The sequence below is a fragment of the Kribbella sp. NPDC055071 genome (genome assembly GCF_053608045.1).
Genome location: NZ_JBSGUS010000021.1, coordinates 120543 through 144646 on the forward strand (window position 1 = coordinate 120543; position 24104 = coordinate 144646).

Sequence of the window (24104 nt, forward strand, 5' to 3'; positions counted from 1 at the left end):
GATGTGCGCCGCGCCGGGCGGTGCACGATCCGGCTTGCCACTAAGGTTTCCTCCGCTGAGCAGCCCGCGCCGCCGCGGGGGGAATCTCGTACTTCGTTTCGAACGGATGCCCGGCACACTTTAGTGGTGGGAAAGGTCAAAAGATGACAGGCACTCGGGACGTTTCAGCCGTGGTCGAAGTGATTGCGGATCTCGCGCCGATCTGGTTACCGGGCTGCGTGGTGGACACCGCGGAGCGCACGGTCGAGGTCGGCTGGGGCCGTGGCGCGCTCCAGATGTCTGCTGTGGTGAGCGTCGCGGAGATCGTCGATCGTTGCCTTCAGCTACCACAGGACCGCTGGCCGGACCAGATCGAGAAGTGGCTACGGGCCGTCGTGGCCGAAGGCGAGCTCGCGACCGAGGAGCACCGGTACGGCGACGTCGCCGTACGGCAACGTGCTCTGTTGGTCCAGCGCGGCTGGTCGGCGCGGACGGCCGGGCCGGTCGCGGACGCGCTGATCCCGTTCGGCGACCACTTCGAGGTCGTGGTCTTCATCGAGACCGGTGACCAGCTCCGGCGGTTGACCGTCGTACGGCGGGCGATGCTGGGGCTCGGCGACGCCGGTGTGCCGTCACCGGTGCAGTTGAGCCTGGCGCAGATCGAGGGTCTCGAGCCGGTCGAGCTGGACGGGTTCTCCGTGCTGCGACGTGACGGAGTCCGGCTGGTGTCGATGGCGGTCGTTGACCGGGACAACATGTTGCCCCAGGCATCTATCGGGCCGGGGGTGCTGCTGGGTGTGCCTCGATTGAGCGCGGTCGCCTACTGTCCAGCGGATGCGGGGCAGGAGCGAGCGGACGCGTTGGCTCGCTACGTCGCCGAAACGTACCGGGATGCGCCGGATCAGTGCTGCCCGGATCTCTTCTGGCTGCACAGTGATCGGATGGTCCAGGTCCCGGTCACGCTGGCGACGCCGCCTACCGCCGTACTGCCTGCGGCTTTGAAGCCGCAACCACGACGGACGTGGTTGCGGCAGCTGTTCGGTAGCCTCTTCGGCCGGTGACTACCTGCTCGGTGACGGGCTGACCGGGCCGGAGGTGGTCTGCGTCGGTGCGGGCTGTTTCTCCTTGGCTGACGATGCCTTGAAGTACGACACTCCCGCACAGCCGGCGCACGCGATGGCGCCGATCATCACGCTGGCGAAGACCTTCCCGGTCTGCTCCGACACCGTGTTCCGGACCCGATCGGCCCCGAACAACCAGGCTTCCCGCAGCCGCCTGCGCCGTACGGCCACCGACTCGATGACCTGCGTCCCGTAGTTGCTACCTGACATCAAAGTTCCCATCGTGCGGCGCGGGGGCAGACTTGGCGTCGAGCAAGTGGTCGGCCTCGTCGACAAGCCACCTGACGTCCGCCGCCGGCAGATGCGCGCTCCCGCCGTGCTTCTCCATCCGAGCACCGACGATCCGGTACAGGGCCTTCGCGTCCGCGTTCGCGTAGCCATCGATCGAGAGGCCCTTGTCGCGGGCAGTCCGCAGGGCGGCGTGGGCGGCGGCGATGCCCGCACCCGGCGCCCCACGACCGGCGCCCGTGTGGTGCGCGGTCCCGAGCAACCTCATGTACAGGTTGTTCTCGTCGAAGGCGAAGTCTGCCGCCGCGAGTAGCTTGCCGTCGCGCATACTGACCGCGATCCGCCGTTCCCCCGCACCGGATGCATCGTCGAACACCTGCTCGAGATACTTCCGGCCGCGGTTGACGGTGGAGTTCTTGCTCTCGGTCCGCGCGATCTCGTGGGCCTGCTGCTTCAGATCCCGGAGCAGTGCGCCGTCGGTCCTGGGATCCAGCACCCGCACCTCGCCGCCCGCCTCCTCGAAGCGCTTGACGAAGTTGGACACGGCCTCAGCGGCGCGCTGCGGTACTTCCACGTCCTTCAGCCCGGGAACCCGGCCGTGGTCGGACAGCTCGATGTGCCACGTGTCCGTTTCCTTGTCGAACCACCGACGTTCGACCCGGACACGGTTCTCCGGCGGATGGACGATCCGGTCCTGGTGCGTGCCGAACGAAATGTCCTTCGCGTGCCTGGAGTCCAGGTGGAACTGGACGTTCCCACCCGGCTCATAGGTCTTGCTCCACTCCGTGAAGCCACGCTCCGGAACGGTCCGGCCCACCTGATAGCGGTCGAGGAGTTTCTCCAGGTCGGCACCGTTGACGTACTCACCACGCCGTACCGGGCCGTGGACGTCAGGCAGCTTGTTCATCCCTGAGGTCGCGGTCCGCATCTCCAGCTCCATATCTGCCAGCGCGGACTCGTCGCGCCCGTGCAGGGCGTCGTTGATATCCATCTGGCGTTGGGGGCTGGCCACGCGATCGATCGCCAGCAACTCCGGATCGGAGAGTTCGCCGGCATCCGGGCGGTCTCTGCGCCACTCCTCCAGCAGCCGCTTCTCGTGCTTGCTGGACTTCACGGTGTCGCGGAAGTCGCGCTCGACCTCCCGGCCCGCTCGGTACTCGGGGTCGCCGAGCTCGTGCGTGAACTTGCGCACGGCGTCCGGACGACCCGCTCCCAGCTCGCTCCGCGAACGCCGCGGCATCGAAGGCCGTTCGCTCGGCCGCACCGGCTCCGGCGCCTGAGGCTCATGCGCCTGAGGCTGATACGGCTGAGGCTCGTGCGGCGGCCGATACGGCGGCTGCTGCGGCTGGCGTGGATCCGGCCGATACGGCGGCTGCTCCGGCTGACGGTAGTCCGGCTGGCGCGGTGGTTGCTCAGCCGGCCGGTGCGGTGGCTGCTGCGGGTGTTGATACGGCGGCTGCTGCCGCGGCTGCCGTGGATCCGGCCGATACGGCGGCTGCTCCGGCTGACGGTAGTCCGGCTGACGTGGTGGTTGCTCAGCCGGCCGGTGCGGTGGCTGCTGCGGGTGCTGGTACGGCGGCTGCTGAGGCTGCCGTGGATCCGGCCGGTACTGCGGCTGACGGTAGTCCGGCTGGCGCGGTGGTTGCTCAGCCGGCCGGTGCGGTGGCTGCTGCGGGTGTTGATACGGCGGCTGCTGCCGCGGGTCGGGCCGATACGGGGGTTGCTGGGGCTGGCGCGGGTCCTGACGGTACTGCGGCTGGCGAGGCGCCTGATCGGCGTCCCGCACGACGTCCCGCGGAATCCGCTGCGTGGCATCGGCGTCCCGGATCACCTCGCGCGGGATCGGCCGTGTCGCATCCGGATCCACCGGCCGACGCGGCTGATCCCAGCCGTGTGAATCTGAACCCTCGGTGTGAGGGGTGTCCGAGCGTTCCAAGGGCTGGCCGTGGCGGCGTTGGGAGGCCGGGGCGGTCTCGGGCTTGCGGGGAACGCCTTCCCAGCGGCCACCCGGTTCGCGGACGCTGAACTCCAGCCGGTCAAGGTGGCTCGCGACCGGGATCTGGTTCGCGTGCTTGATCATGTCTTTCTCGATGGCCGCACGCTGCTCAGGGCTACCGTCCGGGTGCTGGCGGGCGTTGTGCGACTTCTGCGCCTCCAGCCACTTCACCGCGCCTTCCTTGTCGACGAACGCAGTCAAGCGGTGTCCACCGCCGTCGGCGAAATGCACGCCGACGTTGGCGTGCGTACCCGGCGGACGGCCCTTCAGCGCGTCCCGGACCTTCTGCAACGCCTCCTGGTCGAACCGGAAGCTGGGTGGCTCACCTTCGGGACGCAGCGCCTTGTACTCCTTCGGCACATCCTCCAGCCCCATCCACTCCAGGGTGGTGTCCGCCGACTCGCCGCCCTTCAACGCGTTACCCGACGCGAGCCGCCCCGGCTCGCCGTTCAGGATCTCGCAGGCCGCGCGGGACGTGTCCGCGCAGTTCCAGTCGTAGTGGCCCGCAGGTTCGTGGTCCGGGTTGATCTTGTGGACCCACTCCTCCGGGTTCTCGTGCGGCTTCGGGCCGATGCTGTCCTGGAGGTCGGCCTTGCGGGGGTCCAGCGGGTCCGGCTTGATGTGCATGAACGGATCGACGTCCGCGCGCAGCTTGTTCGGCTCCGGACGCAGGTAGTCCGGCTTCAACCGGTCGATCTCCACCTGCCGGGTCCGCGGGTCGTTCCACGTGGGGTCGTTGCCGCCGTCGGGTCCCTTCGGACCGAACTCGCGCTCGGGCGCACCGGCCCGGTCGACCGTGTGCGGGTCGTGCGCCGGTGGACGGGTCGGGTCGTAGTTCGGGTCGTGCCAGGACGGCTGGTTCGGGGTGCCGTCGTGCCAGGCCGGCCTGGGGTCTGCCTGGCTGTTCGCGTGCTCCCCGGTACGGCTGGGGTCCGTGTAGTCCGGCTCGTCCGGCCGGTCACCACGGTCCCGCGGTCCGGCCGGCGGCTCGGAGCGTCCTTGGTGAGCGAACTGGTCGGCCGGCTCCGGCGTGCGCTCGCTCGGCTGGTGCTCGCCGCGAGGTGCCTCCGGCGTACGACGACCAACCGGCTCGACGCCGTCCAGGCGCTCCCCGATCGACGGCTCCTTGCCCGCCATCCGGTCGGGGATCGACTGCCGCGGCACGGGCCGGACCGGGTCGCCGGCCAGCCGCTCCGGGATCGTCGGCTCCTTGCCTGCCATGCGGTCAGGAATCGGCTGCCGGGCGGCCGGCGGCTCGGAGGTGCGCGGCGCCGCTGGGTGATCCGGTACGCCGGGATGCACCGGCGGCGCCATCACCGGCGGCGGAGCAACCACCGGCGGCTCAGCTGCACGCGCCGGCTCAGGCGCATGCGGCTCAGGAGTGCGTGTCGGCTCCGGCGGACGCGTGCCGACGGGCTCCGGCGTATGCGTCGGTTCGGGAGTGTGGGTCGGCTCGGGGGTGTGTGTCGGCTTGGGAGTCCGGGAGCCCGCTGGTTCCGGCGTATGCGTCGGCTCCGGATTGTGCGTCGGCTCCAGTGTGTGTGTCTGCGGAGTGTGTGCGGTAGCCGGATCCGGTGTCCGCGTCGGCTCAGGCGTATGGGTCGGTTCCGGAGTGTGGGTCGGTTCCGGAGTGTGGGTCGGTTCCGGAGTGTGGGTCGGTTCCGGAGTGTGGGTCGGTTCCGGAGTGTGGGTCGGTTCCGGAGTGTGCGTCTGCGGGGTGTGTGCGGCGGCCGGTTCGGGCGTGTGTGTCGGTTCCGGGGTGTGGGCGGCTGCTGGTTCCGGCGTGTGGGTGACCGGGTTTGTGGTGGGCTCCGGGGTGTGCGGGCTGCCCGGCGATTGCGACGCCGGCGTGGCAGGCGTCGAACCCGGATCGGTCTGCGACCCCGGCGACGTAGCCGGCTCGTGGGTCGCAGGTGTTGTACCTGGCTCGTGAGCTGCAGGCGTTGTACCCGGGTCGTGGGTGGCCGGCGTTGTGCCTGGGTCATGCGAACCCGGCGTCGTACCCGGGTCATGCGAAGCCGGCGTGGTGCCCGGGTCGTGGGTGGTGGGCGTCGTGCTGGGGTCTGCATGGGCAGCGGGTGACGCGGGCGTTTCGTCGCCGGTGTGGGTGGTGGGGGTGTCTCCCCCGGTGTTGACGTGCGGCGTGTCTGCGCTGCCGGTGTCGACGTGGGGGGTGGACGACCTGCTCGTGGGGGCGTCGACGTGGGTCGCGACGTCGCCGACCTCGGGGATGTCTCCGGCCGGGACGTGCGGGGTGTCGACCTTCCAGGGCTTGAAGTTGTGGCCGACGATCGGGATCTTCGCCAGGCCGTCGACGACCGACTGGACCTTCGGGATCTTTGTCGCCAGACCGAGCGCGCCGTCATGCAGACCGGCCTTGAGCGCGCCGAGCTTGTCCACGACGTTGGCGACCTTGACGACCGCGCCGCTCATCATGCCGAGCTTGCCGGCCATGCCCGCGCTCTTGATCGCGCCGCCGGCGCCGAACGTACCGACCGTGGCAACGACGTTCGTGAGCAGCATGCCGAGCGCCTTGCCCGGATTCTTCGCCCACTCGTCCCAGGCGACCAGACCCTTGAGCATCGCGACGCCCTGCTCGCCGAGGTCCTTGACGAACTGCGGCCGGGTGTCCATCCCGGTCACCTTGTCGAAACCCCACCAGGCCAACTGGATCGGCGCGGTCACGAGATTGACGGCCAGCGTGCCCAAGCCCTTCCACGCCGCTCCAGCCTTGTCCCAGCCCGGGATGTCGTAGCCGAAGGTGTCCTTCGCCCATTGCTTAACCGACGGGATCATGCCCAGCAGCGGCAGCACCGGGATCAGGGTCAACAACCCCTCGACCGTCTCACCGATGGCAGTGGCCACGCCGATCAGCAGGTTCTTGCCGAAGTCCAGGCAGTCCTCGTACCAGGGCTTGTCGAGCTCCTCCGTCGTACCCCACGGCTCCGGCGGCGGGTCGCCTTCCTGCTGCGCCTGCGGCGGCGGCTGCTCGCCCTCACGCAGACCGGTCTTCGGATCCCAGGGCTTGCCGCCTTGCAGGGCGACGATCGCGTTGGCGCACCGGAAGCAGAGGTCCGGCAGCTCCTCCTTGATGATCCGGTGAACGTCGTTGACCATCTGGTTGTTCTTGTTCACCATCCCCTCGTCCTTTTGCCAGTCAGGGTTGGCGTCCTTCTTCTTCAACCAGTCGTACGCGTCGCGCCGGATGGTCTCGAGCGTGTTCAGCCGGCCGTGGACCTCGCCGGCCAGGTTCCGCAGGTGCACGGCCATCGCCGGCAGGCTCGGACCGAACTTCCCGAAGTTGTCCTGGATCTTGAAGGTCGAGTTGACCAGGAGCTCGCGCTCCGGCGCCTCGTAGCACCCGTTCAGGCCCTGGAACGTCTTGTGCACGTTGTTGCCGAGATCGGTGAACTGCTGCCCGAGGTCACTCAGCGGCTGGACGTTCTTCTCGAGCGCGTCGACCACGTTCTTGATGGCCGCGATCGGGATGCCTTCGGGTTGGATCATGTCAGTTCAGTCCTCGGTCACGCTGGGCAGCAACTGGTCGGGGAGGTCGAGAGTGGCGTCAGGCGTGCGATCGGGCCGCGGCGACCGCGTCGCCGAGCGACGTCGTACTCGGCGAGAACGCCGTGATCCCGCCGTCGGCCACCAAGAACACCTGGTTGGCGTATCCAGGCGGGACGAAGAGCAAGAACTCCTCCGCCGGCCGCACCTCCCAGGCCTCCAGGTCGCCGGCCGTCACGCCGTACTCCGGCGCCACCGCCTTGCTGTTCAGCCAGCCGATCAGCTGGTCCCGCGCCGCCACCACGGCCGGATCCTGCGGTACGGCGCTCTCGGCGGCCGGATCGTGGTTCGTCATACGGCCTTGTACCCGCCCGGCTTCTCACCCGGCATCAGGCCACGGCTGGCGGCACGCTGAGCGTTCATCGCCATCTCTTGCTGGCCGTTCATGTACGCCTTGACCGCCTCGGACGCACCCGTGAGCGACGCGGTGATCTGCTTGGCGGCCGCCTCGATCGTCGGCGCCCAGTGCTGTGAGTACTCACCGATCGCGGCCCCGACGACTTTGAACGCGTCGTAGTCCAGGCCGTTCATGATGTTGGTCAAGTCGTCGCCGTACGCCTTGGACAGGCCGTCGAGCGGCGTCGCGGCGTTCCCGGTGTTCGTCAGCACGGTGTTCACGCCGTCGACGTCGATCTTCCAGTTCACAGTCTGTGCTCCCTCGAGTCCCCGTACCTGACCTCTTCAGCGCGCGGTCGCGGACGCAACCCGCACAGGGGGTACGTCCGAACCGGACGGCGAGCGACCGGCCGTCAGCCCTCGGCGCTGCGGGCCTTCTGCATGGCCAGGGCGTTCGTGTCGTTCGCGATGCCGTCGTTGCCCTTCATGACGTCCTTCAGCGAGCCGATGATCGCCAGGGTCGAGTCGGCCGCCTTGTTGAAGCGGTCCTCGATGCCCTTGTACTCGTCGGACACGCCGGTCGCACTGAAGTTCGTGAGCGCGGCCGCGACGTTCTTGCGGTGATCCGCGATCAGCGACTCGATCTGCGACGACAGGGCGGCGATGCTCGCCTGGACCTCACCGGAAGCCGCCGAGTCGTACGAATTGAAGTTGCCCATGGTTCTCCCTCGCTCAGTGCTTGCCGACGCTCAGTGCTTGCCGAACTTGGCGGAGTTGAAGTCCGCCGCGCCCTGGGCCTTCTTGGCGTTCTGGGCCAGATCCTGGTCGCCTTGGCGGTACGCCTGGTCCATGCCCGACTGGGCCTGGTTGATCGAACCCATGCCGGCGTTCAGGTCGGCGGCGATCTTGTCCACCTGGGCCTTGAACGAGTCGAACATCTGCTTGCCCGAGCCGGCCATCTTGCCTTCCAGCGGAGCGGCCGCCTTGACCAGCTGCTGCACCAGGGCACCGAGGTTCTGGTTGTTCCCGGACGTCTTCTTGGCGAGATCGCTGAGCGTGTCCTGCCCCATCTTCCAACGCGTGCCCACAGTGTCTCCTCTGCTCGATGTCGCGCCGCACCACAACCATAGACGGACCTCTGGGTCACGTGGTTCCGTCGTACGACGACCGTAGAGGTAGCCGAAACGGTGGATCAGGGCAAGCATTTCCATCCTGGTGGAAACCTTCGCCCAGCGACACGCGGATCCGGCGAAATCACCGTCGGCCGTAACGCAGTCGTGGGGTGCCGGCCATCGCCGACACCCCACGGTCTCCCGCAAACACCTACGCTACAACGGATTCAGCTCGCGACGCGCTTCCGCGCCGGCGCCTTCTGTGCCGCGGCAGTCTTCTTCACGGCCGTCTTCTTCGCGGCGCCCGTGGTGGTAGCACTCGTCTTCGCAGCACTCGCCTTCTTGGCGGGCGCCGACCTCTTCGCCGCTGCCGTCTTCGTGGCAGCAGCCTTCGTGGCCGCGGCCTTCTTCGCGGGTGCGGTCTTCGCCGCGACGGCCTGCTGCTTCGCACTCGGCTTGGCCGCGCGCCCGGCGAGGATCTCGGCCAGGAACTCACCCGTGTACGACGCCGGGTTCGCCGCGACCTCCTCCGGTGTACCTTCCGCGACCAACGTGCCGCCCCGACGGCCACCGTCCGGTCCGAGGTCGATGATCCAGTCCGCGGTCTTGATGACGTCCAGGTTGTGCTCGATCACCAGCACCGAGTTGCCCTTGTCCACCAGGCCGCCGAGCACACCGAGCAGCTTGCTGATGTCCTCGAAGTGCAGACCGGTCGTCGGCTCGTCGAGCACGTAGACCGTCCGCCCGGTCGAACGCCGCTGCAGCTCGGACGCGAGCTTGACCCGCTGCGCCTCACCACCGGACAGCGTCGGCGCGGGCTGACCGAGCCGCACGTACCCGAGACCGACCTCGACCAGGGTCGTCAGGTGCCGGGAGATCCCCGGGATCGCCGCGAAGAACTCCGACGCCTCCTCGATCGGCATGTCGAGAACATCCGCGACCGTCTTGCCCTTGTAGTGCACCTCGAGCGTCTCGCGGTTGTACCGCGCGCCGTGACACACCTCGCACGGCACATAGACATCGGGGAGGAAGTTCATCTCGATCTTCAGCGTGCCGTCACCCGAGCAGGCCTCACAGCGGCCGCCCTTGACGTTGAACGAGAACCGGCCCTGCTGGTACCCGCGGACCTTCGCCTCCGGGGTCTCCGCGAACAGCTTGCGGACGTGGTCCCAGACGCCGGTGTACGTCGCCGGGTTGGACCTCGGCGTCCGTCCGATCGGTGACTGGTCGACGTGGATGACCTTGTCGACCAGCTCCATGCCGGAAATCTTCGTGTGCCGGCCAGGCACGGCCCGAGCGCCGTAGATCTGCCGAGCCAGCGACGTGTAGAGAATGTCGTTGACCAGCGTCGACTTGCCCGAGCCCGACACCCCGGTGACCGCGACGAACACCCCGAGCGGGATGGTCACGTCGATGTCGCGGAGGTTGTTCTGGCGGGCGCCGTACACGGTCAGCTCGCGGCCCTCGGTCAGCGGACGCCGAACCGCCGGGATCGGGATCTCCCTACGCCCGGAGATGTAGGCGCCGGTGATCGAATCCGGGTGGTTGCGCAGGTCCTCGACGGTGCCGGACACCACGACCTGACCACCGTGCTCCCCCGCACCCGGCCCGATGTCGACCACCCAGTCGGCATGATCGATCGTGTCCTCGTCGTGCTCGACGACGATGAGCGTGTTGCCCAGCTCCTTCAGCCGGACCAGCGTGTCGATCAGGCGCCGGTTGTCCCGCTGGTGCAGGCCGATCGACGGCTCGTCGAGCACATATAGAACGCCGACCAGGCCTGAACCGATCTGCGTCGCGAGCCGGATCCGCTGTGCCTCGCCACCGGAGAGTGAACCCGCCGGCCGGTTCAGCGCCAGGTAGTCCAGACCGACGTCGAGCAGGAACCGCAGCCGCTCGCCGATCTCCTTGACCACCCGCTCCGCGATCTGCTTCTCCCGCGGCGAGAGCTCCATCCGGACCAGGAAGTCGTGCACCTCGTCGATCGACATTGCGCTGATCTCGGCGATGTTCTTGCCGCCGAGCGTGACCGCCAGCGAGATCGGCTTCAGCCGGGCGCCGTTGCAGGCCAGGCACGGGACCTCGCGCATGTACTCCTCGAAGCGCTCCCGGCCGGTCTCGCTCGACGCCTCCGCGTGCCGGCGCTCGACGTACGGAATCACGCCCTCGAAGGTCGTGTAGTACGAACGCTCGCGACCGTACCTGTTCTGGTACGAGACGTGGACCTGCTTGTCGTGACCGGTCAACAGCGACTTCTTCGCCTTGGCCGGCAGCTCACCGAACGGCGTGCTCGTCTTGATCTTGAGGTCCTTCGCCAGCGCCGACAGCAGCCGCTCGAAGTACTGCGAGACGTTCTGCCCGGACCACGGCTGGATCGCGCCCTCGTCGAGTGACTTCGACGGGTCCGGGATCAGCAGCTCCGGGTCGACCTCCATCCGGGTGCCGAGCCCGGTGCAGACCGGGCAAGCGCCGTACGGCGAGTTGAACGAGAACGACCGTGGCTCCAGCTCGTCGATCGCCAGGGGGTGATCGTTCGGACACGCGAGCTTCTCGGAGAACCGGCGCTCGCGGTGCGGGTCGTTGTCCGGCAGGTCGACGAAGTCGAGCACGACCAGACCGCTGGCCAGGCCGAGCGCGGTCTCGACCGAGTCGGTCAGCCGCTGCTTGGCCGAGCCCTTCACCGCGAGCCGGTCGACGATCACATCGATGTCGTGCTTCTTCTGCTTGTCCAGCTTCGGCGGCTCGGTCAGCTGGATCGTCTCGCCGTCCACGCGGGCGCGGGAGAAACCCTGACCGGTCAGCTGGCGGAACAGATCGACATACTCACCCTTGCGTCCGCGGACGACCGGGGCCAGCACCTGGAAGCGGGTGCCCTCGTCGAGCTCCAGCACGCGGTCGACGATCTGCTGCGGCGTCTGCCGCGCGATCGGCTCACCACACTCCGGGCAGTGCGGACGACCGGCGCGGGCGAACAGCAGCCGGAGGTAGTCGTAGACCTCGGTGATCGTGCCGACCGTGGACCGTGGGTTCCGTGAGGTGGACTTCTGGTCGATCGAGACAGCCGGTGACAGGCCCTCGATGAAATCGACGTCAGGTTTGTCCATCTGACCCAGGAACTGCCGCGCATACGCCGACAGCGACTCGACGTAGCGCCGCTGGCCCTCGGCGAAGATCGTGTCGAAGGCCAGGCTGGACTTCCCGGACCCGGACAGGCCGGTGAAGACGATCATGGCGTCCCGTGGCAGGTCGACCGAGACGTCTTTCAGGTTGTGCTCACGCGCTCCACGCACGATCAGACGGTCAGACACAAGCTCACTCTCAGCCGTTCTCGAGGATATCCGGGGCACGCCCGCTGACATGCTCCGTCATGCTAACGAGGCCCACCGACAAAAACTTCCGCCGCCGGAACCCGGCGACCAGTTCGAAAGTATATTCGATCACCGCGGGTGGTTCGCGCACCCGGGCACCATCAGTGCAAGGATCGCTCTATCACCGACATCCAGGGAGAAGGCGCATGCCGGAGTACCACGGGAACGTCAAGGTCGGCGGACCCGCGCAGACGCACGAGCTCGCGCAACTGATGATCACCAAGGTCGCGGTCGGGCCGATGAACAACAACGCCTACCTGCTGCGGTGCCGGCAGACCGACGAGCAGGTCCTGATCGACGCGGCCAACGATGCCGGCACCCTGCTCACGCTGATCGGCGACGGCGGGCTCGCCCGGGTCATCACCACGCACCGCCACCAGGACCACTGGGAGGCGCTCGCCGAGGTGGTCGCCCGGACCAGCGCCACCACGGTCGCCGGGCGGCATGACGCCGAGGGCATCGGCGTACCGACCGATCAGCTGGTCGACGACGGCGACCACATCTCCGTCGGCAACTCCAGCCTGCGCGTCATCCACCTGGTCGGGCACACACCCGGATCGATCGCTCTTGTGTACGACGACCCGGACGGTCCGCCCCACCTCTTCACCGGCGACTCGCTCTTCCCCGGCGGCGTCGGCAACACCCAGGGCGACGCCGAGCGGTTCAAGTCACTGATCAACGACGTCGACACCAAGCTCTTCGGCACGCTCCCCGACGAGACCTGGGTCTACCCGGGCCACGGCGACGACACCACCCTCGGCACCGAGCGGCCGAAGGTCCCCGAGTGGCGCGAGCGCGGCTGGTAGGACCGCTATCGATCGGTCAGTTCGGTCGGATGGGCTATCACGTCGACGAGCGCGTTGTTGCGGATGGCCGTGATCTCGGTGCGGCGGCCGATGGCGTCGGCGAAGAGTTGGCGCTGGAGGGACTGGGCGTCCCGAAGCGTGGTGCCGTCGACGGCCAGGACGAGGTCGCCCTTGCGCAGGCCGGCCTCGGAGGCGGGGCTGCCCGAGATCACCTCCACCACTCGGAGGGCCGTGCGCTGGTCGAAGCGTTCGGCCAGCCCGGGCCGCAGTGGCGCGGGAGTCGTGACAAGGCCGAGGTACGCGCGGCGCACTCGGCCGTCATGCAGTAGCGAGTAGATGATGCGGCGCGTCGTCGGGTTGATCGGGACCGCCAGTCCGAGCCCGATGCCCGCCACCGCGGTGTTGATCCCGATGACCCGCCCGTTTCCGTCGGCGAGTGCCCCGCCGGAGTTGCCCGGATTCAGGGCCGCGTCGGTCTGGATGACGTCCTCGATGATCCGCTGCGCCGAGCCGCTGCGGACCGGCAGCGATCGCCCGAGCGCGCTCACCACACCGGCGGTCACGCTCCCGGCCAGACCCAAGGGGTTGCCCACGGCAACGACCAGGTTCCCCACCTTGAGCTGATCGGCGTCGCCGTACTCCGGTGGGTCCGGGATCTCCCGGTCGGCTCGCACCACGGCGAGATCCGACAGCCGGTCGACCCCGACCACGCGGGCCTGCGCCGCCGTACCGTCCGCGAACTCCGCGGCCGCCTGCTCGCCGTCGCCGACCACGTGCGCGTTCGTCAGCAGGTGCCCGTCACCGGTCAGCACCACCGCCGAACCCGACGAGTCACCGCGCCGGCTGTGGATCCGCAGGCTCGCCACCCGCGGGATCAGATGCTCCGCCACTCCGGAGACCACCCGGGAGTAGGCATCCAGTACGTCGTCGCCCGCCAACTCGTCGGCCATGTCCACGCACCTCCCTCATTCGTGCTGATTACAGCATTACACCGCAAGCAAATCGCTGCCAGCGAGTGAGGCGAGCCACAATCCTGACCGATCGGTTGAAAACTGGCCGATCGGTCAGGATGATGGTTGACATGGCAGTCACGACCCCCGCCCGGGAGCGGACCAGGCACGAGATCGTGCGGCAGGCGATGGACCTGTTCCAGAACAACGGGTACAACGCGACGTCCCTGCAGGACATCGCGACCGCCGCCGGTTGCTCGAAGGCGACGGTGCTCTACCACTTCAGCGGGAAGCCCGCCGTGCTGGCGGCCGTCCTCGAGCCGGCCGCCGCGGACCTGGCGGCGATCGTCGAGGCCGCGGCGAAGTTGCCCGTGGACAAGGCCCAGGACTTCGCGATCGAGCACTTCATCGATCTCGCGGTCGTGCATCGCGGCGTCATCGACGTACTGCAGGACGTCATCCCCGTGATCGTGGAGGTACCGGAGATCGCCGGGCTGGTGGCCGACGGCATCCGGATGACCGAGTACATGGCCGGCTCGGAGGATCCGATCGAGCGCCACCTGGCCAAGTTCGCCGTCAACGGACTGCTCGGCGAGTGCCGGCATCCCGGCGAACAGACCGACGAAGAACTGCGAAGACTCTGCGAGATCGCCCTCCGGCGACTGCTCAGACGCGGCTGATCTGACGTACCCCGGCCGCCGGCGCACCTGCCGGCGGACGGTTCCCCCTGCACGTACGCCGTACCGACCCGAACGGATGCACTCTCCGATGGCCAATCTGCTGTACCGGCTCGGCCGGTTCTCCTACCAACGCCGGCGTCTCGTCGTCGCCGTCTGGACGCTGTTCCTCGTCCTGCTCGGCGTCGGTGCGCTGACACTGGGCGGCAAGACCACCAACGCGTTCTCGATCCCAGGCACCGAGTCACAGCGCGCTCTGGACGCTCTGAAGCAGGAGCTTCCCGCGGCCAGCGGCGCCTCGGCGACAGTCGTCGTGAAGGCACCCGACGGCAAGACGCTCACCGATCCGAACGTGCAGGCGGCCGTCGGTGCGACCGTCGCCAAGGTCGCGAAGGTGCCGGAGGTGATCGCCGCGATCGACCCCTTCACCAGCAAGGCGATCAGCCCCGACGGCACGACCGGCCTGATCAGCGTCCAGTTCGACAAGCCCGCGGACGAGCTTTCGAAGGACAGCACCAAGGCGTACGACGGTCTGAGCGGCCTGAGCACGGGTGATCTGAAGATCGTCCCGGGCGGGCAGGTGGTCGGCGGCGTACCCGAGATCGGTGTCACCGAAGTGATTGGGGTCGCTGTCGCGGCCGTCGTACTGGTCATCACGTTCGGCTCGCTGGTCGCGGCCGGGATGACGTTGCTGACGGCGCTGCTCGGCGTACTGGCCGGGATGGCGGGGTTGTTCATCGTGACCGCGTTCACCGACGTGTCGTCGACTGCGCCGATCCTCGCTTTGATGCTGGGGCTTGCGGTCGGTATCGACTATTCGTTGTTCATCAGTTCGCGGCATCGGACCCAGCTTGCCGCGGGCATGGATCCGGAGGAGTCCGTCGGCAGGGCCACAGCGACGGCGGGATCGGCGGTGTTGTTCGCTGGTGCGACCGTGGTCATCGCGCTGGCCGGGCTGAGTGTGGTCGGTGTTCCGTTCCTGACCGCGATGGGCCTCGCGGCGGCGGCCACCGTGCTCACGGCGGTGCTTGTTGCGTTGACGCTGTTGCCGGCCCTCCTTGGGTTTGTCGGGAACCGGATCCTGCCTCGCAAGGTTCGCAAGGAGCCCGCGCAGGCTGAGCCGACGGAAGGGTTCGGCTTCCGCTGGGGACGGTTCGTGACGCGGTTCCGGGTTCCGATTGTTGCCATCGGCATCATCGGGCTCGGGGTCCTGGCGATTCCGGTCAAGGACATGCAGCTCGCGCTTCCGGATGGCGCGTCGGCCGCGGCGGGTACGAACCAGCGGGTGGCCTATGACCTGACTGCGCAGGCTTTCGGGCCTGGCGCGAACGGCCCGCTCATCGTGGTGGTGAAGAGCCCTGATGCGGCGACGTCTGACGCGGTGGTCAAGCAGGTGCTGGCGAAGGCGTCCGGGCTCAAGGATGTTGTGGCCGCGCAGCCGGCGGCTGCGAGTGCGGACGGATCGACTCTACTGGCTCAGGTGATCCCGGCCAGTGGCCCTGCCAGCGAGCAGACGTCGGAGCTGGTGAAGAACCTGCGGACCGCGATCCAGCCGCTCGCGACTCAGGACGCGACGATCTCCGTCACCGGCAACACGGCGGTCGGCGTCGATGTCTCCAACAAGTTGTCCAGCGCGCTTCCGACGTACCTGCTGGTGGTCATCGGGCTGTCGTTCCTGCTGTTGCTGCTGGCATTCCGGTCGATCCTCGTGCCGTTGAAGGCGACGCTCGGCTTCGTGCTGACGATCGGCGCGACCTTCGGGATCACGGTCGGCGTGTTCCAGCAGGGCCACCTCGCGAGCCTGGTCGGGATCGACTCCCCCGGCCCGCTGGTCAGCTTCCTCCCGATCATCATGATGGGCATCCTGTTCGGCCTGGCGATGGACTACGAGGTCTTCATCGTGTCCCGCGTCCGCGAGGAGTTCGTCCACGGCAAGCACGCCCGCGAAGCCACCATCCAGGGCCTCGGCCACGGCGCCCGCGTCGTCACCGCCGCCGCCCTGATCATGGCGTCGGTCTTCGCCGGCTTCATCCTGGTCGACGACCCCATCATCAAGGCCATCGGCTTCGGCCTCACCGTCGGCGTCCTCATCGACGCCTTCGTGGTCCGGATGACCCTGGTCCCCGCCATCCTCAGCCTGCTAGGCGACCGAGCCTGGTGGTTCCCGAAGTGGCTCGACCGCATCACCCCCCGAGTAGACATCGAGGGCGAATCCCTTCGGGTTGAAACCCCGGAGCCCAAGGAACTCAGCAGCGTAAGCTGAAACCCCCGGTGGGGCACCAGCACCCGCTGGTGCCCCACCCAACAAACTCGACGCATCCCCCACCCGGTACGCCGCGTAACTCTCCGCCGAAATGCGGATTCGGCCGGCCAGCACCGAGCTCGGGACGACATAGATGCTTCCGTCTCCGAGAAGAATGAAGAACAGGTCGATCGAGTCCGGGTCGTAGGGCATCTTGCCGGCGGACTTGTCGAGGACATACGGACGCCGCCCGACGCCAACGTCCCAGTAGCCCCTTCGATTTCGCGAGGCGCAACTCTTCACCTGCACACGCTGAACGCCCTTGGACGTCGTCACCAGCAGGTCGTACTCCTGCGGTTCAGTCGGCAACGCAACCGGACATCCACGCAAAGAAAACCACGCCATCGCGACAGCCGCCGACGCGTAGCGCAGCATCTCCGGCCGGACCGGTTCGTCAAACACCGTCGTCGGCGTCCCCTGGGTGTGGGGCGACCTCAGGTGCGCGCAATCCAGACCCAACCTCACGGCATGCCCTTTGACCCGGACCCGCTCCGCCGCGGTGTCTACGAGGCCGAACGCGTTCAGAACATCGGCCCAGCAGCTCGCTGCTGCGACCGCAACGCGCAGTTGCTGATCCGACCACCGACGCTGTCCGGTGAAGTGTGATGTGTCCAGCTCAAGCCGGCGGGCATATCTTTTGATCACGTTGACCGAGGTGCCTTTCAGTCCCAGCGCGCGGGCAACCGCACGCCACGACAGGCTGGTTCGCACCGCCGCACGCAACTGATCGTCGTTCCAGGTCCTTCGATCCCCAGGTGTACTCATGCGATCAACATAAAGAGGGGCACCGACAGAATCGGTGCCCCTCTTGGGGTCGGGCTGACAGGATTTGAACCTGCGCTCTTTCGGCCCCCAGCCGAACGCGTTACCAAACTACGCCACAGCCCGTAGCCGACTCGCGAACGAGCCAGCGGGTAAACCATACCTCATCCGCGGCAGTGGTTCTTACCGGGTTCCTAGCGTTTCTTGTTCTTTTGGCGGGCTCGGATTTGGACGTGGACGGGGCTGCCGACGAAGCCGAAGTCTTCGCGGAGGCGGCGTTCGATGAAGCGTTGGTAGGACGGTTCGATCTGGCCCGAGGTGAAGATCGCGAACGTCGGGGGCATGGTCGTTGCCTGGGTCCCGAACAGGATCTTGGGCTGCTTGCCGGAGCGGACCGGGTGCGGGTGGGCCGCGACGAGCCGGCCGAGGAACGCATTCAGCTGGCCGGTCGGGACGCGGGTCTGCCAGCCGTCGAGCGCGGCCTCGATCGCCGGCACCAGCTTCTCCATGTGCCGGCCGGTCAGAGCGGAGATGTTGACCCGCGGCGCCCAGCGGAACTGGACCAGGTCGCGGTCGATCTCCTTCTCCAGGTAGTACCGGCGGTCCTCGTCGACGAGGTCCCACTTGTTGTACGCGATCACGAGCGCCTTACCGGCCTCCTCGACCGCGTTCATGATCCGCAGGTCCTGCTCGGTCATCGGCCCGGACGCGTCGATCACGACCACGACGACCTCGGCGCGCTCGATGGCGGCGTTGGTGCGCAGGGACGCGTAGTACTCGTGGCCCTGGGAGTTCTTCACCTTGCGCCGGATGCCGGCGGTGTCGATGAACCGCCACTCCTGGCCACCGAGCGTGATCAGCTCGTCGACCGGGTCGACCGTCGTACCGGCGATGTCGCTGACGACGACGCGGTCTTCCTTGGCGACCTTGTTGAGCAGCGAGGACTTGCCGACGTTCGGCTTGCCGACGATCGCGACCCGGCGCGGTCCGCCGAGCTCGGCGTCGCGCTCCGGCGGCGCCTCGGGCAGCGCGGCGAGGACGGCGTCGAGCATGTCGCCGGTCCCCCGGCCGTGCATCGCGGAGACCGGGAACGGCTCGCCGATCCCCAGACTCCACAGGTTCATCGCCTCGGACTCGACGCGCTGGTCGTCGACCTTGTTAGCGGCCAGTACGACGGGCTTCCCGGACTTCCGCAGTACGCGGACGACGGCCTCGTCCGCGTCCGTGATGCCGACCGTCGCGTCGACCACGAACAGGACCGCGTCCGCCGCGTTGATCGCGACCTCGGCCTGGGCGGCGACCAGCGCGGCCATGCCGACCGCGTCCGGGTCCCAGCCGCCGGTGTCGACGACCGTGAAGCCCCGGCCGGCCCAGTTGGCGTCGTACGACACGCGATCGCGCGTCACCCCCGGGGTGTCCTCGACGACGGCCTCGCGGCGGCCGATGATTCGGTTCACCAGTGTGGACTTGCCCACATTCGGCCGGCCGACGATCGCGAGCACGGGCAGCGGCCCGGTGTCCTCGCGCTCGTGCGTGGGCTCGGCGAAGTCGTAGCCGGTGGGCAGGTCACTCATCAGGGTCCTTCTTGTCTGGCGCGCCCGGGAGCGGGTGGCCGGTGGAGTCGACGGCGGCCCTTACATGGGCTCTCAACACGTCGCCGATCTGGGCAGCAACCGCCCGTACGTCGGAGTGCCGCCTAGGAAAGGGTACGCGCTCCACCGTGAAAGGCTCGCCATACACGACATCGATCGGGCTCCCGGCCGGCGGGAAATGCTCCACATCCCCGTGCGGCAGCCTGGTCCCGAGCAGTGCCACCGGCAGGATCGGCGCCCCCGTGACCATGGCCAGATAGGCGACTCCGTAGCGCATTCGCGTGAAGTCGCCGGCCCCGCGGGTGCCTTCGGGGTAGATGTTCAGCACCCTGCCGTCCCGGAGCACCTTGATCGACTGCCGGATCGCGAGGAGGTCGTACGAGCGCCGATCGACCGGAATCTGGCCGATCCGCCGCAGGAACGCACCCTGCAGACCGCCGAACGCCTCGATCTTGCCGAGTTGGTGCAGCATCCGGGGTGCGATCGCTCCCAGCAACGGCCCGTCGAGCAGGCCGACATGGTTGGTGGTCATCAGCACCGGACCGGTCCGCGGAAACAGCTCCTCGCGATGGACCGTCAGCCTGTACTTACGCCGGAAATACGGTCTCGCGACGACCCGGACCGGCACCGCGAGCCGGTACGGCAGGCGGGGCAGGTCATCGGTGCGCGGCAGCTCGACCTGCCCGGTGAGCTCAGCTGTCATGACTCCTGGGCGCGCAAAGCCTCGGCCTCCTTCGCGAGACGGGTAATCACGTCGATGACCTCCTCCAGGGACAGATCCGTCGAGTCGATGGTGACCGCGCCGTCGGACGCGACCTGGAACTCCGACACGGTCGAGTCGTCGGCGTCCCGCCGGACGATCTGGTCGCGCAACTGCTCGGCCGTCACCGATCCGGCCGCCAGCTCCGCGCCGCGGCGGGCCAGCCGGGCCTCGGTGTCGGCGGTGAGCAGGACCTTCAGCTCCGCGTCGGTGGCGACCACGGTCGCGATGTCGCGGCCCTCGACGACGATCCCGCCACTGGGCTGAGCGTCGTCGATGATCTCGCGCTGTCGCCGGACCAGCTCCTTGCGGACGTCCAGGTTGGTGGCGATCTTCGAGACCGTCTCGCTGATCCGCGGCTCCCGGATCGCGCTCGTCACGTCGGTCCCGTCGGCGATCACGAACTGCCGGACCGGATCGGTGCTGATCTCGAGCCGCAGCTCCCGGGCCCGCTGCGCGACCGCGGCCTTGTCGTCCAGATCGAGACCGTGCTCGATCGAGGACCACGTCACCGCGCGATAGGTCGCGCCGGTGTCCAGGAACCGCAGGCCCAGCCGGCTGGCGACGCCTCGTGCGGTGCTCGACTTACCGGAGCCGCTCGGGCCGTCCACAGCGATGATCATGCCCAGAGATTACCCGTGGCCGGTGACATTCTCGCCAAGAGGACCGCATGCTGCCCTATCGGTGGACGATCCAGCCCCGTTCGCTGAGTACGTCGACCAACTGGTCGACCGAGCCCGGTTTCACCGCGAGCTCGACCTCACCGACCGGACGGCCGGGACTGTGGTCGATGCGCAGGTCCTCGACGTTCGCGCCGGACTCGGCCGCGTCCGCGAACAACCGGGCCAGCTGCCCCGGCCGGTCGGGGATCGTGACCAGCACGGTGACCAGATCGATGTGCGGGGCGCCGTGCTTGCCCGGCACCCGGACCGCGCCCGAGACTCCCTGACCGAGGATCGAGGTGAGCTCCTCCGCAGCCTCTTCTTTGCCTAAGGCAACGAGTAGCCGATCGAGCTCGCCGCGGATCTGCTCCAGCAAACCGGTCAGGGCCGAAGAGTTCGCCGACACGATCTGCGTCCACAGCTTGGGGTCCCCGGCCGCGATGCGGGTCACGTCACGGACGCCCTGGCCGGACAACTGCAGGTGCGAACTCGGCGCATCCGCCAGCGTGCCGGCGGCGAGCGCCGACATCAGGTGCGGCAGGTGCGAGACCCGGGCGACGCCGAGGTCGTGGTCCTCGACCGACATCTCGACCGTGCGGGCGCCGGCGGCCTCGGCCAACCGTCGTACCAACTCGACGGCCTCGGGGGTGCTCGTCTCGTGCGGCGTGATCGCCCAGGTCGCGCCGTCGAACAGGTCAGCGCGCCCGGCCAGCGGCCCGTTGCGCTCGGAGCCTGCCATCGGGTGACCGCCGACGTACCGGCTGACGTCGTCGGTGAGCCGCCGCGCGTCGACGAGCGGCTTCGACTTCACGCTGGCCGCGTCCGTGACGATCGCGTCGGTCTGTTCGAGCTGCTCGGCGACCACCGCGCCGACATGATCCGGCGGTACGGCGACGACCACGAGCTGCGGCTCGAGCTCGACCAGCCTCGATCCAGCGCCGATCCGCTCGGCCATCAGCGCACTGTCGGGGTCGGCGTCGACGAGCTCGACCACGACACCCAATCGCACCAGCGCGAGGCCGATCGACGTACCGATGAGCCCGGTCCCGACGATCCGAACCGGGCCGCGCAATTCGGTCATTGCGCGCCGGTCAGATCTGGGCGCAGCGCGACGGCACCGTGCAGGTACACGTGCTGGATCTTGTCCCGGCTCCGCGAGCTCTCGGTGTGCACCATCAACCGGACCACCCGCGGCAGCGCGTGCGGGACCGGGATCTCCTGCATGCACATCAGCGGTACGTCGGTCAGCCCGATCTGCCGACCGGCGACGGCCGGAAACTCCGACCGCAGATCGGACGTGACGGTGAAGAGGATGCTGATCAGATCCTCGTTCTCCAGATCGTTCGCCTCCAGGACCGCCTTCACCAGCTCCGCGGACCGCTCGAGCAGGTGCTCGCGCTCGTCCACATCCAGCTGGGTGGCACCCCGGATCGCCCGTACCGCCACGCGCCTGCCTCCTCGGTTGTCCCTTACGCCTGCCTACAACCCTAGGCCAGAGTGGTCAGGGAGTGGACATCCGTCTCGGATTGAGCCTCCGCGGCATCGACGGCTTGCTCCAGCAGCAGAGCGATCGTCATCGGCCCGACACCGCCCGGAACCGGCGTGATCAGGCCGGCGACCTCGGCCGCCTCGTCGAAGTGGACGTCGCCGACGTTCCCCTCGTTGTAGCCGGCATCGACCACGACCGCGCCCGGCTTGAGCCAGTTGCCGCGAACGAAGTTCGGCTTGCCGACCGCGGCGACCACGATGTCCGCGGTCCGGACGATCGCGGGCAGGTCGACGGTCCGGGAGTGCGTGTAGGTGACGGTCGCGTTCGATGCCAGCAGCAACATCCCCACCGGCTTGCCGAGGATCGGGCTGCGGCCGATGACGACCGCGTGCGCCCCGGCGATCGGTACGTCGTACGTCTCGAGCAGCCGGATGATCCCGCCCGGCGTCGCCGACCGGAACCCGGGTTCGCCGAATGCCATCGCACCGAACGACCGCGTCGTCACCCCGTCGACATCCTTGCCCGGAGCAATCGCCTCGAACGCCGCCCGCTCGTCGATCTGCGCCGGCACCGGATGCTGCAGCAGGATCCCGTGCACGGCCGGATCCTCGGACAGCGTGGTCAGCTCGCCGACCAACTCCGCGGTCGTCGTCTCGGCCGGCAACACCACACTCCGCGACCCGATCCCGGCCTTCTTCGACCGGTTCTGCTTCATCCGCACGTACGTCGCCGACGCCGGATCATCCCCGACCAGCACCGTCGCCAGACAGACCTGACTCCCGGTCCGCTCCTCGAAGGCCCGCGCCCGCTCCCCCACCCGCGCCACCATCGCGGCGGCCAGGTCGGTCCCTGTCATCAGTTCAGCTGTCATCCTCGGCCGATCTCCCAAAAGGCACTACAACAATCCGGCGTGGTCCAGGGCCAGATAGGCGGCGTCGATCCCGGTCATTGCGCCCGGGGTCCGGAGCTCGGCGCGGAAGGCGTCGACGGAGACCTCGGCCGGGACGCAGTCCTCGGTGTCGTCCAGCGACTGCTTGCCGTCGGGACGGCATCCACGCGCGATCGCGACGTACTTCCGGAACGTCGACGACGCCGACGACCACTGCCAGCCGACCAGATCGAGCGACTCGCAGGTGTACCCGGTCTCTTCCTCGAGCTCCCGGACGCCGGCCTGCGCGGGATCCTCCCCTGGTTCGACCAGTCCACCGGGCAGGTTCGTGACGATGCGGTCAGGCCCGGCCCGGAACATCCGGACGATCACGATCCGGCCTTCCGGCGTCAGCGGCAGCACGGTGACACCGGCGCTGATCCCGTCCTCGGACTCCGGCCCGAAGACATCCCACTCGACCTCACGGCCGTCCGGCATCCGGTAGCGCCGCAGCTTCACAGTCAGGAACCGGTTGAACCCCGGCTCCTCGTCCAGCAACTCCCACGGCTCGGGGTCATCAGGACGAACCCCTGGAGACTGCTCCAGGGGTTCGCCGTGCGCTGAAGACCTCGACCGGCCGGTCACAACGGCCGGTTGTCCTCGGGGTCCGCCGGAGGGGCAATCGGTACGTCGTCACCCGGCGGCGCGACCGGGGTGTCCTCGGTCGCCGACGCCTCGTCACCCTTGGATTCGGCATCCGCCGACTCGTCCGCCGTCGCCTCCTCGGCCGGACGGGACTCGGACAGGATCCGGGTCAGCGTCTCCTCGGAGATCCGCTTGAACTTGCGCACCTGGGTCCGGGTCCGGTCCAGGATCGCGACCTCGATCTGGTCCGAGGTCAGCTCACGGACCTCGGTGCCGTCGTGGCCGAGGGCGTCGACGGCCAGCCGGAGTGCTCCGGCCAGCGAGATGCCCTCCTGGAAGTGCTCACCGACATACTCGGCGACCGTCTCCGCGGGGCCACCCATCACGGCGTAACCGCGGACGTCCGCGATCGAGCCGTCGTACGTCAGCCGGTAGATCTGGTCCTCGGCCGTGGTGGCGCCGACCTCGGCGACCAGGATCTCGACCTCGAGCGGCTTCTCACCGCCGGAGGAGAAGATCGCGCCGAGGGTCTGCGCGTACGCGTTGGCCAGGGCCCGGCCGGTGACGTCGCGCCGGTCGTAGGAGTACCCGCGCATGTCGGCCAGCCGGACGCCGGCGATCCGCAGGTTCTCGAACTCGTTGTACCGGCCGACGGCGGCGAAGGCCATCCGGTCGTAGATCTCGGCCACCTTGTGCAGCGCGGGCGACCGGTTCTCCGCGACGAACAGGATGCCGTCGGCGTACTGCAGGGCGATCGCGCTGCGCCCCTTGGCGATGCCCTTCCGGGCGAAGTCCGCCCGGTCGCGCATCAGCTGTTCGGGCGAGACGTAGAACGGCGTGCTCATCGAAGGTGTCGTCCTCTATCAGTCGGTGGGATCAAGGTCAGC

20 protein-coding genes, 1 tRNA gene and 1 pseudogene are annotated in these 24104 nt (G+C 68.4%); 4 read left to right on the forward strand and 18 right to left on the reverse strand.

The features are described from left to right. Positions 1-143 precede the first annotated feature (143 nt). A complete protein-coding gene (locus tag ACWF4Z_RS30220) occupies positions 144-1040 on the forward strand; it encodes a hypothetical protein (protein WP_452246560.1) in 897 nt (298 codons plus the stop codon). Here ACWF4Z_RS30220 and ACWF4Z_RS30225 read toward each other — a convergent pair whose 3' ends face one another. From ACWF4Z_RS30225 to uvrA, 7 genes are all read right to left on the reverse strand, one after another. Then, positions 1041-1310, reverse strand: coding sequence for a hypothetical protein (locus ACWF4Z_RS30225; RefSeq protein WP_452246561.1), 270 nt, complete (start codon positions 1308-1310; stop codon positions 1041-1043). Next, positions 1300-6831, reverse strand: a complete 5532-nt coding sequence (locus tag ACWF4Z_RS30230) for a toxin glutamine deamidase domain-containing protein (protein WP_452246562.1) — start codon at positions 6829-6831, stop codon at positions 1300-1302. The genes ACWF4Z_RS30225 and ACWF4Z_RS30230 overlap by 11 nt, the downstream gene beginning before the upstream one ends. 58 nt (positions 6832-6889) lie before the next feature. Next, positions 6890-7183: a hypothetical protein gene (locus tag ACWF4Z_RS30235; protein ID WP_452246563.1), complete on the reverse strand. Its 294-nt coding sequence runs from the start codon at positions 7181-7183 to the stop codon at positions 6890-6892. Next, positions 7180-7533, reverse strand: coding sequence for a DUF6507 family protein (locus ACWF4Z_RS30240; RefSeq protein WP_452246564.1), 354 nt, complete (start codon positions 7531-7533; stop codon positions 7180-7182). The genes ACWF4Z_RS30235 and ACWF4Z_RS30240 overlap by 4 nt, the downstream gene beginning before the upstream one ends. 104 nt (positions 7534-7637) lie before the next feature. Further along, positions 7638-7943 carry a hypothetical protein gene (locus tag ACWF4Z_RS30245; protein WP_452246565.1) on the reverse strand — a complete coding sequence of 102 codons (306 nt, stop codon included), beginning with the start codon at positions 7941-7943 and terminating at the stop codon, positions 7638-7640. A gap of 30 nt (positions 7944-7973) precedes the next feature. Next, entirely contained in the window at positions 7974-8312 is a 339-nt protein-coding gene (locus tag ACWF4Z_RS30250) for a hypothetical protein (protein ID WP_452246566.1), read from the reverse strand. A gap of 251 nt (positions 8313-8563) precedes the next feature. Next, positions 8564-11644, reverse strand: coding sequence for an excinuclease ABC subunit UvrA (gene uvrA / locus ACWF4Z_RS30255; RefSeq protein ID WP_452246567.1), 3081 nt, complete (start codon positions 11642-11644; stop codon positions 8564-8566). Between the two features lie 206 nt (positions 11645-11850). Here uvrA and ACWF4Z_RS30260 point away from each other — a divergent pair, with 206 nt between their 5' ends. Continuing rightward, entirely contained in the window at positions 11851-12510 is a 660-nt protein-coding gene (locus ACWF4Z_RS30260) for an MBL fold metallo-hydrolase (RefSeq protein ID WP_452246568.1), read from the forward strand. A 5-nt stretch (positions 12511-12515) separates the two neighbouring features. Here ACWF4Z_RS30260 and ACWF4Z_RS30265 read toward each other — a convergent pair whose 3' ends face one another. After that, positions 12516-13460, reverse strand: coding sequence for a S1C family serine protease (locus ACWF4Z_RS30265; protein ID WP_452246569.1), 945 nt, complete (start codon positions 13458-13460; stop codon positions 12516-12518). 131 nt (positions 13461-13591) lie between these two features. Between ACWF4Z_RS30265 and ACWF4Z_RS30270 the strand changes: the two genes are divergently transcribed. Together ACWF4Z_RS30270 and ACWF4Z_RS30275 are read left to right on the forward strand one after the other, a co-directional pair. Beyond that, the gene (locus tag ACWF4Z_RS30270; RefSeq protein WP_452246570.1) at positions 13592-14140 is read left to right on the forward strand and encodes a TetR/AcrR family transcriptional regulator; all 549 of its coding nucleotides are present in this window, start codon (positions 13592-13594) and stop codon (positions 14138-14140) included. Positions 14141-14228: 88 nt separating this feature from the next. Continuing rightward, positions 14229-16400 carry an MMPL family transporter gene (locus tag ACWF4Z_RS30275; RefSeq protein ID WP_452246571.1) on the forward strand — a complete coding sequence of 724 codons (2172 nt, stop codon included), beginning with the start codon at positions 14229-14231 and terminating at the stop codon, positions 16398-16400. Between the two features lie 123 nt (positions 16401-16523). Here ACWF4Z_RS30275 and ACWF4Z_RS30280 read toward each other — a convergent pair. The 10 genes and pseudogenes from ACWF4Z_RS30280 to prcA all read right to left on the reverse strand — a co-directional run. Then, positions 16524-17204 (reverse strand): annotated as a pseudogene (locus ACWF4Z_RS30280) (group I intron-associated PD-(D/E)XK endonuclease); the annotation flags it as partial. A gap of 49 nt (positions 17205-17253) precedes the next feature. Continuing rightward, a tRNA-Pro gene (locus tag ACWF4Z_RS30285) sits at positions 17254-17327 on the reverse strand. 68 nt (positions 17328-17395) lie between these two features. Continuing rightward, positions 17396-18775, reverse strand: coding sequence for a ribosome biogenesis GTPase Der (der, locus tag ACWF4Z_RS30290; RefSeq protein WP_452246572.1), 1380 nt, complete (start codon positions 18773-18775; stop codon positions 17396-17398). After that, positions 18768-19496, reverse strand: a complete 729-nt coding sequence (locus ACWF4Z_RS30295; RefSeq protein WP_452246573.1) for a lysophospholipid acyltransferase family protein — start codon at positions 19494-19496, stop codon at positions 18768-18770. Before ACWF4Z_RS30295 ends, der begins: the two co-directional genes overlap by 8 nt. Further along, on the reverse strand, positions 19493-20176 hold the full coding sequence (gene cmk, locus ACWF4Z_RS30300) for a (d)CMP kinase (RefSeq protein WP_452246574.1): 684 nt from the start codon (positions 20174-20176) through the stop codon (positions 19493-19495). The genes ACWF4Z_RS30295 and cmk overlap by 4 nt, the downstream gene beginning before the upstream one ends. Before the next feature lie 55 nt (positions 20177-20231). Then, positions 20232-21296 (reverse strand): prephenate dehydrogenase, encoded by a 1065-nt coding sequence (locus tag ACWF4Z_RS30305; protein ID WP_452246575.1) that lies wholly within the window; start codon positions 21294-21296, stop codon positions 20232-20234. Beyond that, positions 21293-21661 carry a chorismate mutase gene (gene aroH / locus ACWF4Z_RS30310; protein ID WP_452246576.1) on the reverse strand — a complete coding sequence of 123 codons (369 nt, stop codon included), beginning with the start codon at positions 21659-21661 and terminating at the stop codon, positions 21293-21295. Before aroH ends, ACWF4Z_RS30305 begins: the two co-directional genes overlap by 4 nt. Positions 21662-21702: 41 nt before the next feature. Next, positions 21703-22575, reverse strand: coding sequence for a bifunctional 5,10-methylenetetrahydrofolate dehydrogenase/5,10-methenyltetrahydrofolate cyclohydrolase (locus ACWF4Z_RS30315; RefSeq protein ID WP_452246577.1), 873 nt, complete (start codon positions 22573-22575; stop codon positions 21703-21705). Between the two features lie 24 nt (positions 22576-22599). Further along, positions 22600-23217 carry an NUDIX hydrolase gene (locus ACWF4Z_RS30320; protein ID WP_452246578.1) on the reverse strand — a complete coding sequence of 206 codons (618 nt, stop codon included), beginning with the start codon at positions 23215-23217 and terminating at the stop codon, positions 22600-22602. Beyond that, positions 23214-24062, reverse strand: a complete 849-nt coding sequence (gene prcA, locus ACWF4Z_RS30325) for a proteasome subunit alpha (protein WP_452246579.1) — start codon at positions 24060-24062, stop codon at positions 23214-23216. The genes ACWF4Z_RS30320 and prcA overlap by 4 nt, the downstream gene beginning before the upstream one ends. Positions 24063-24104 lie beyond the last annotated feature (42 nt).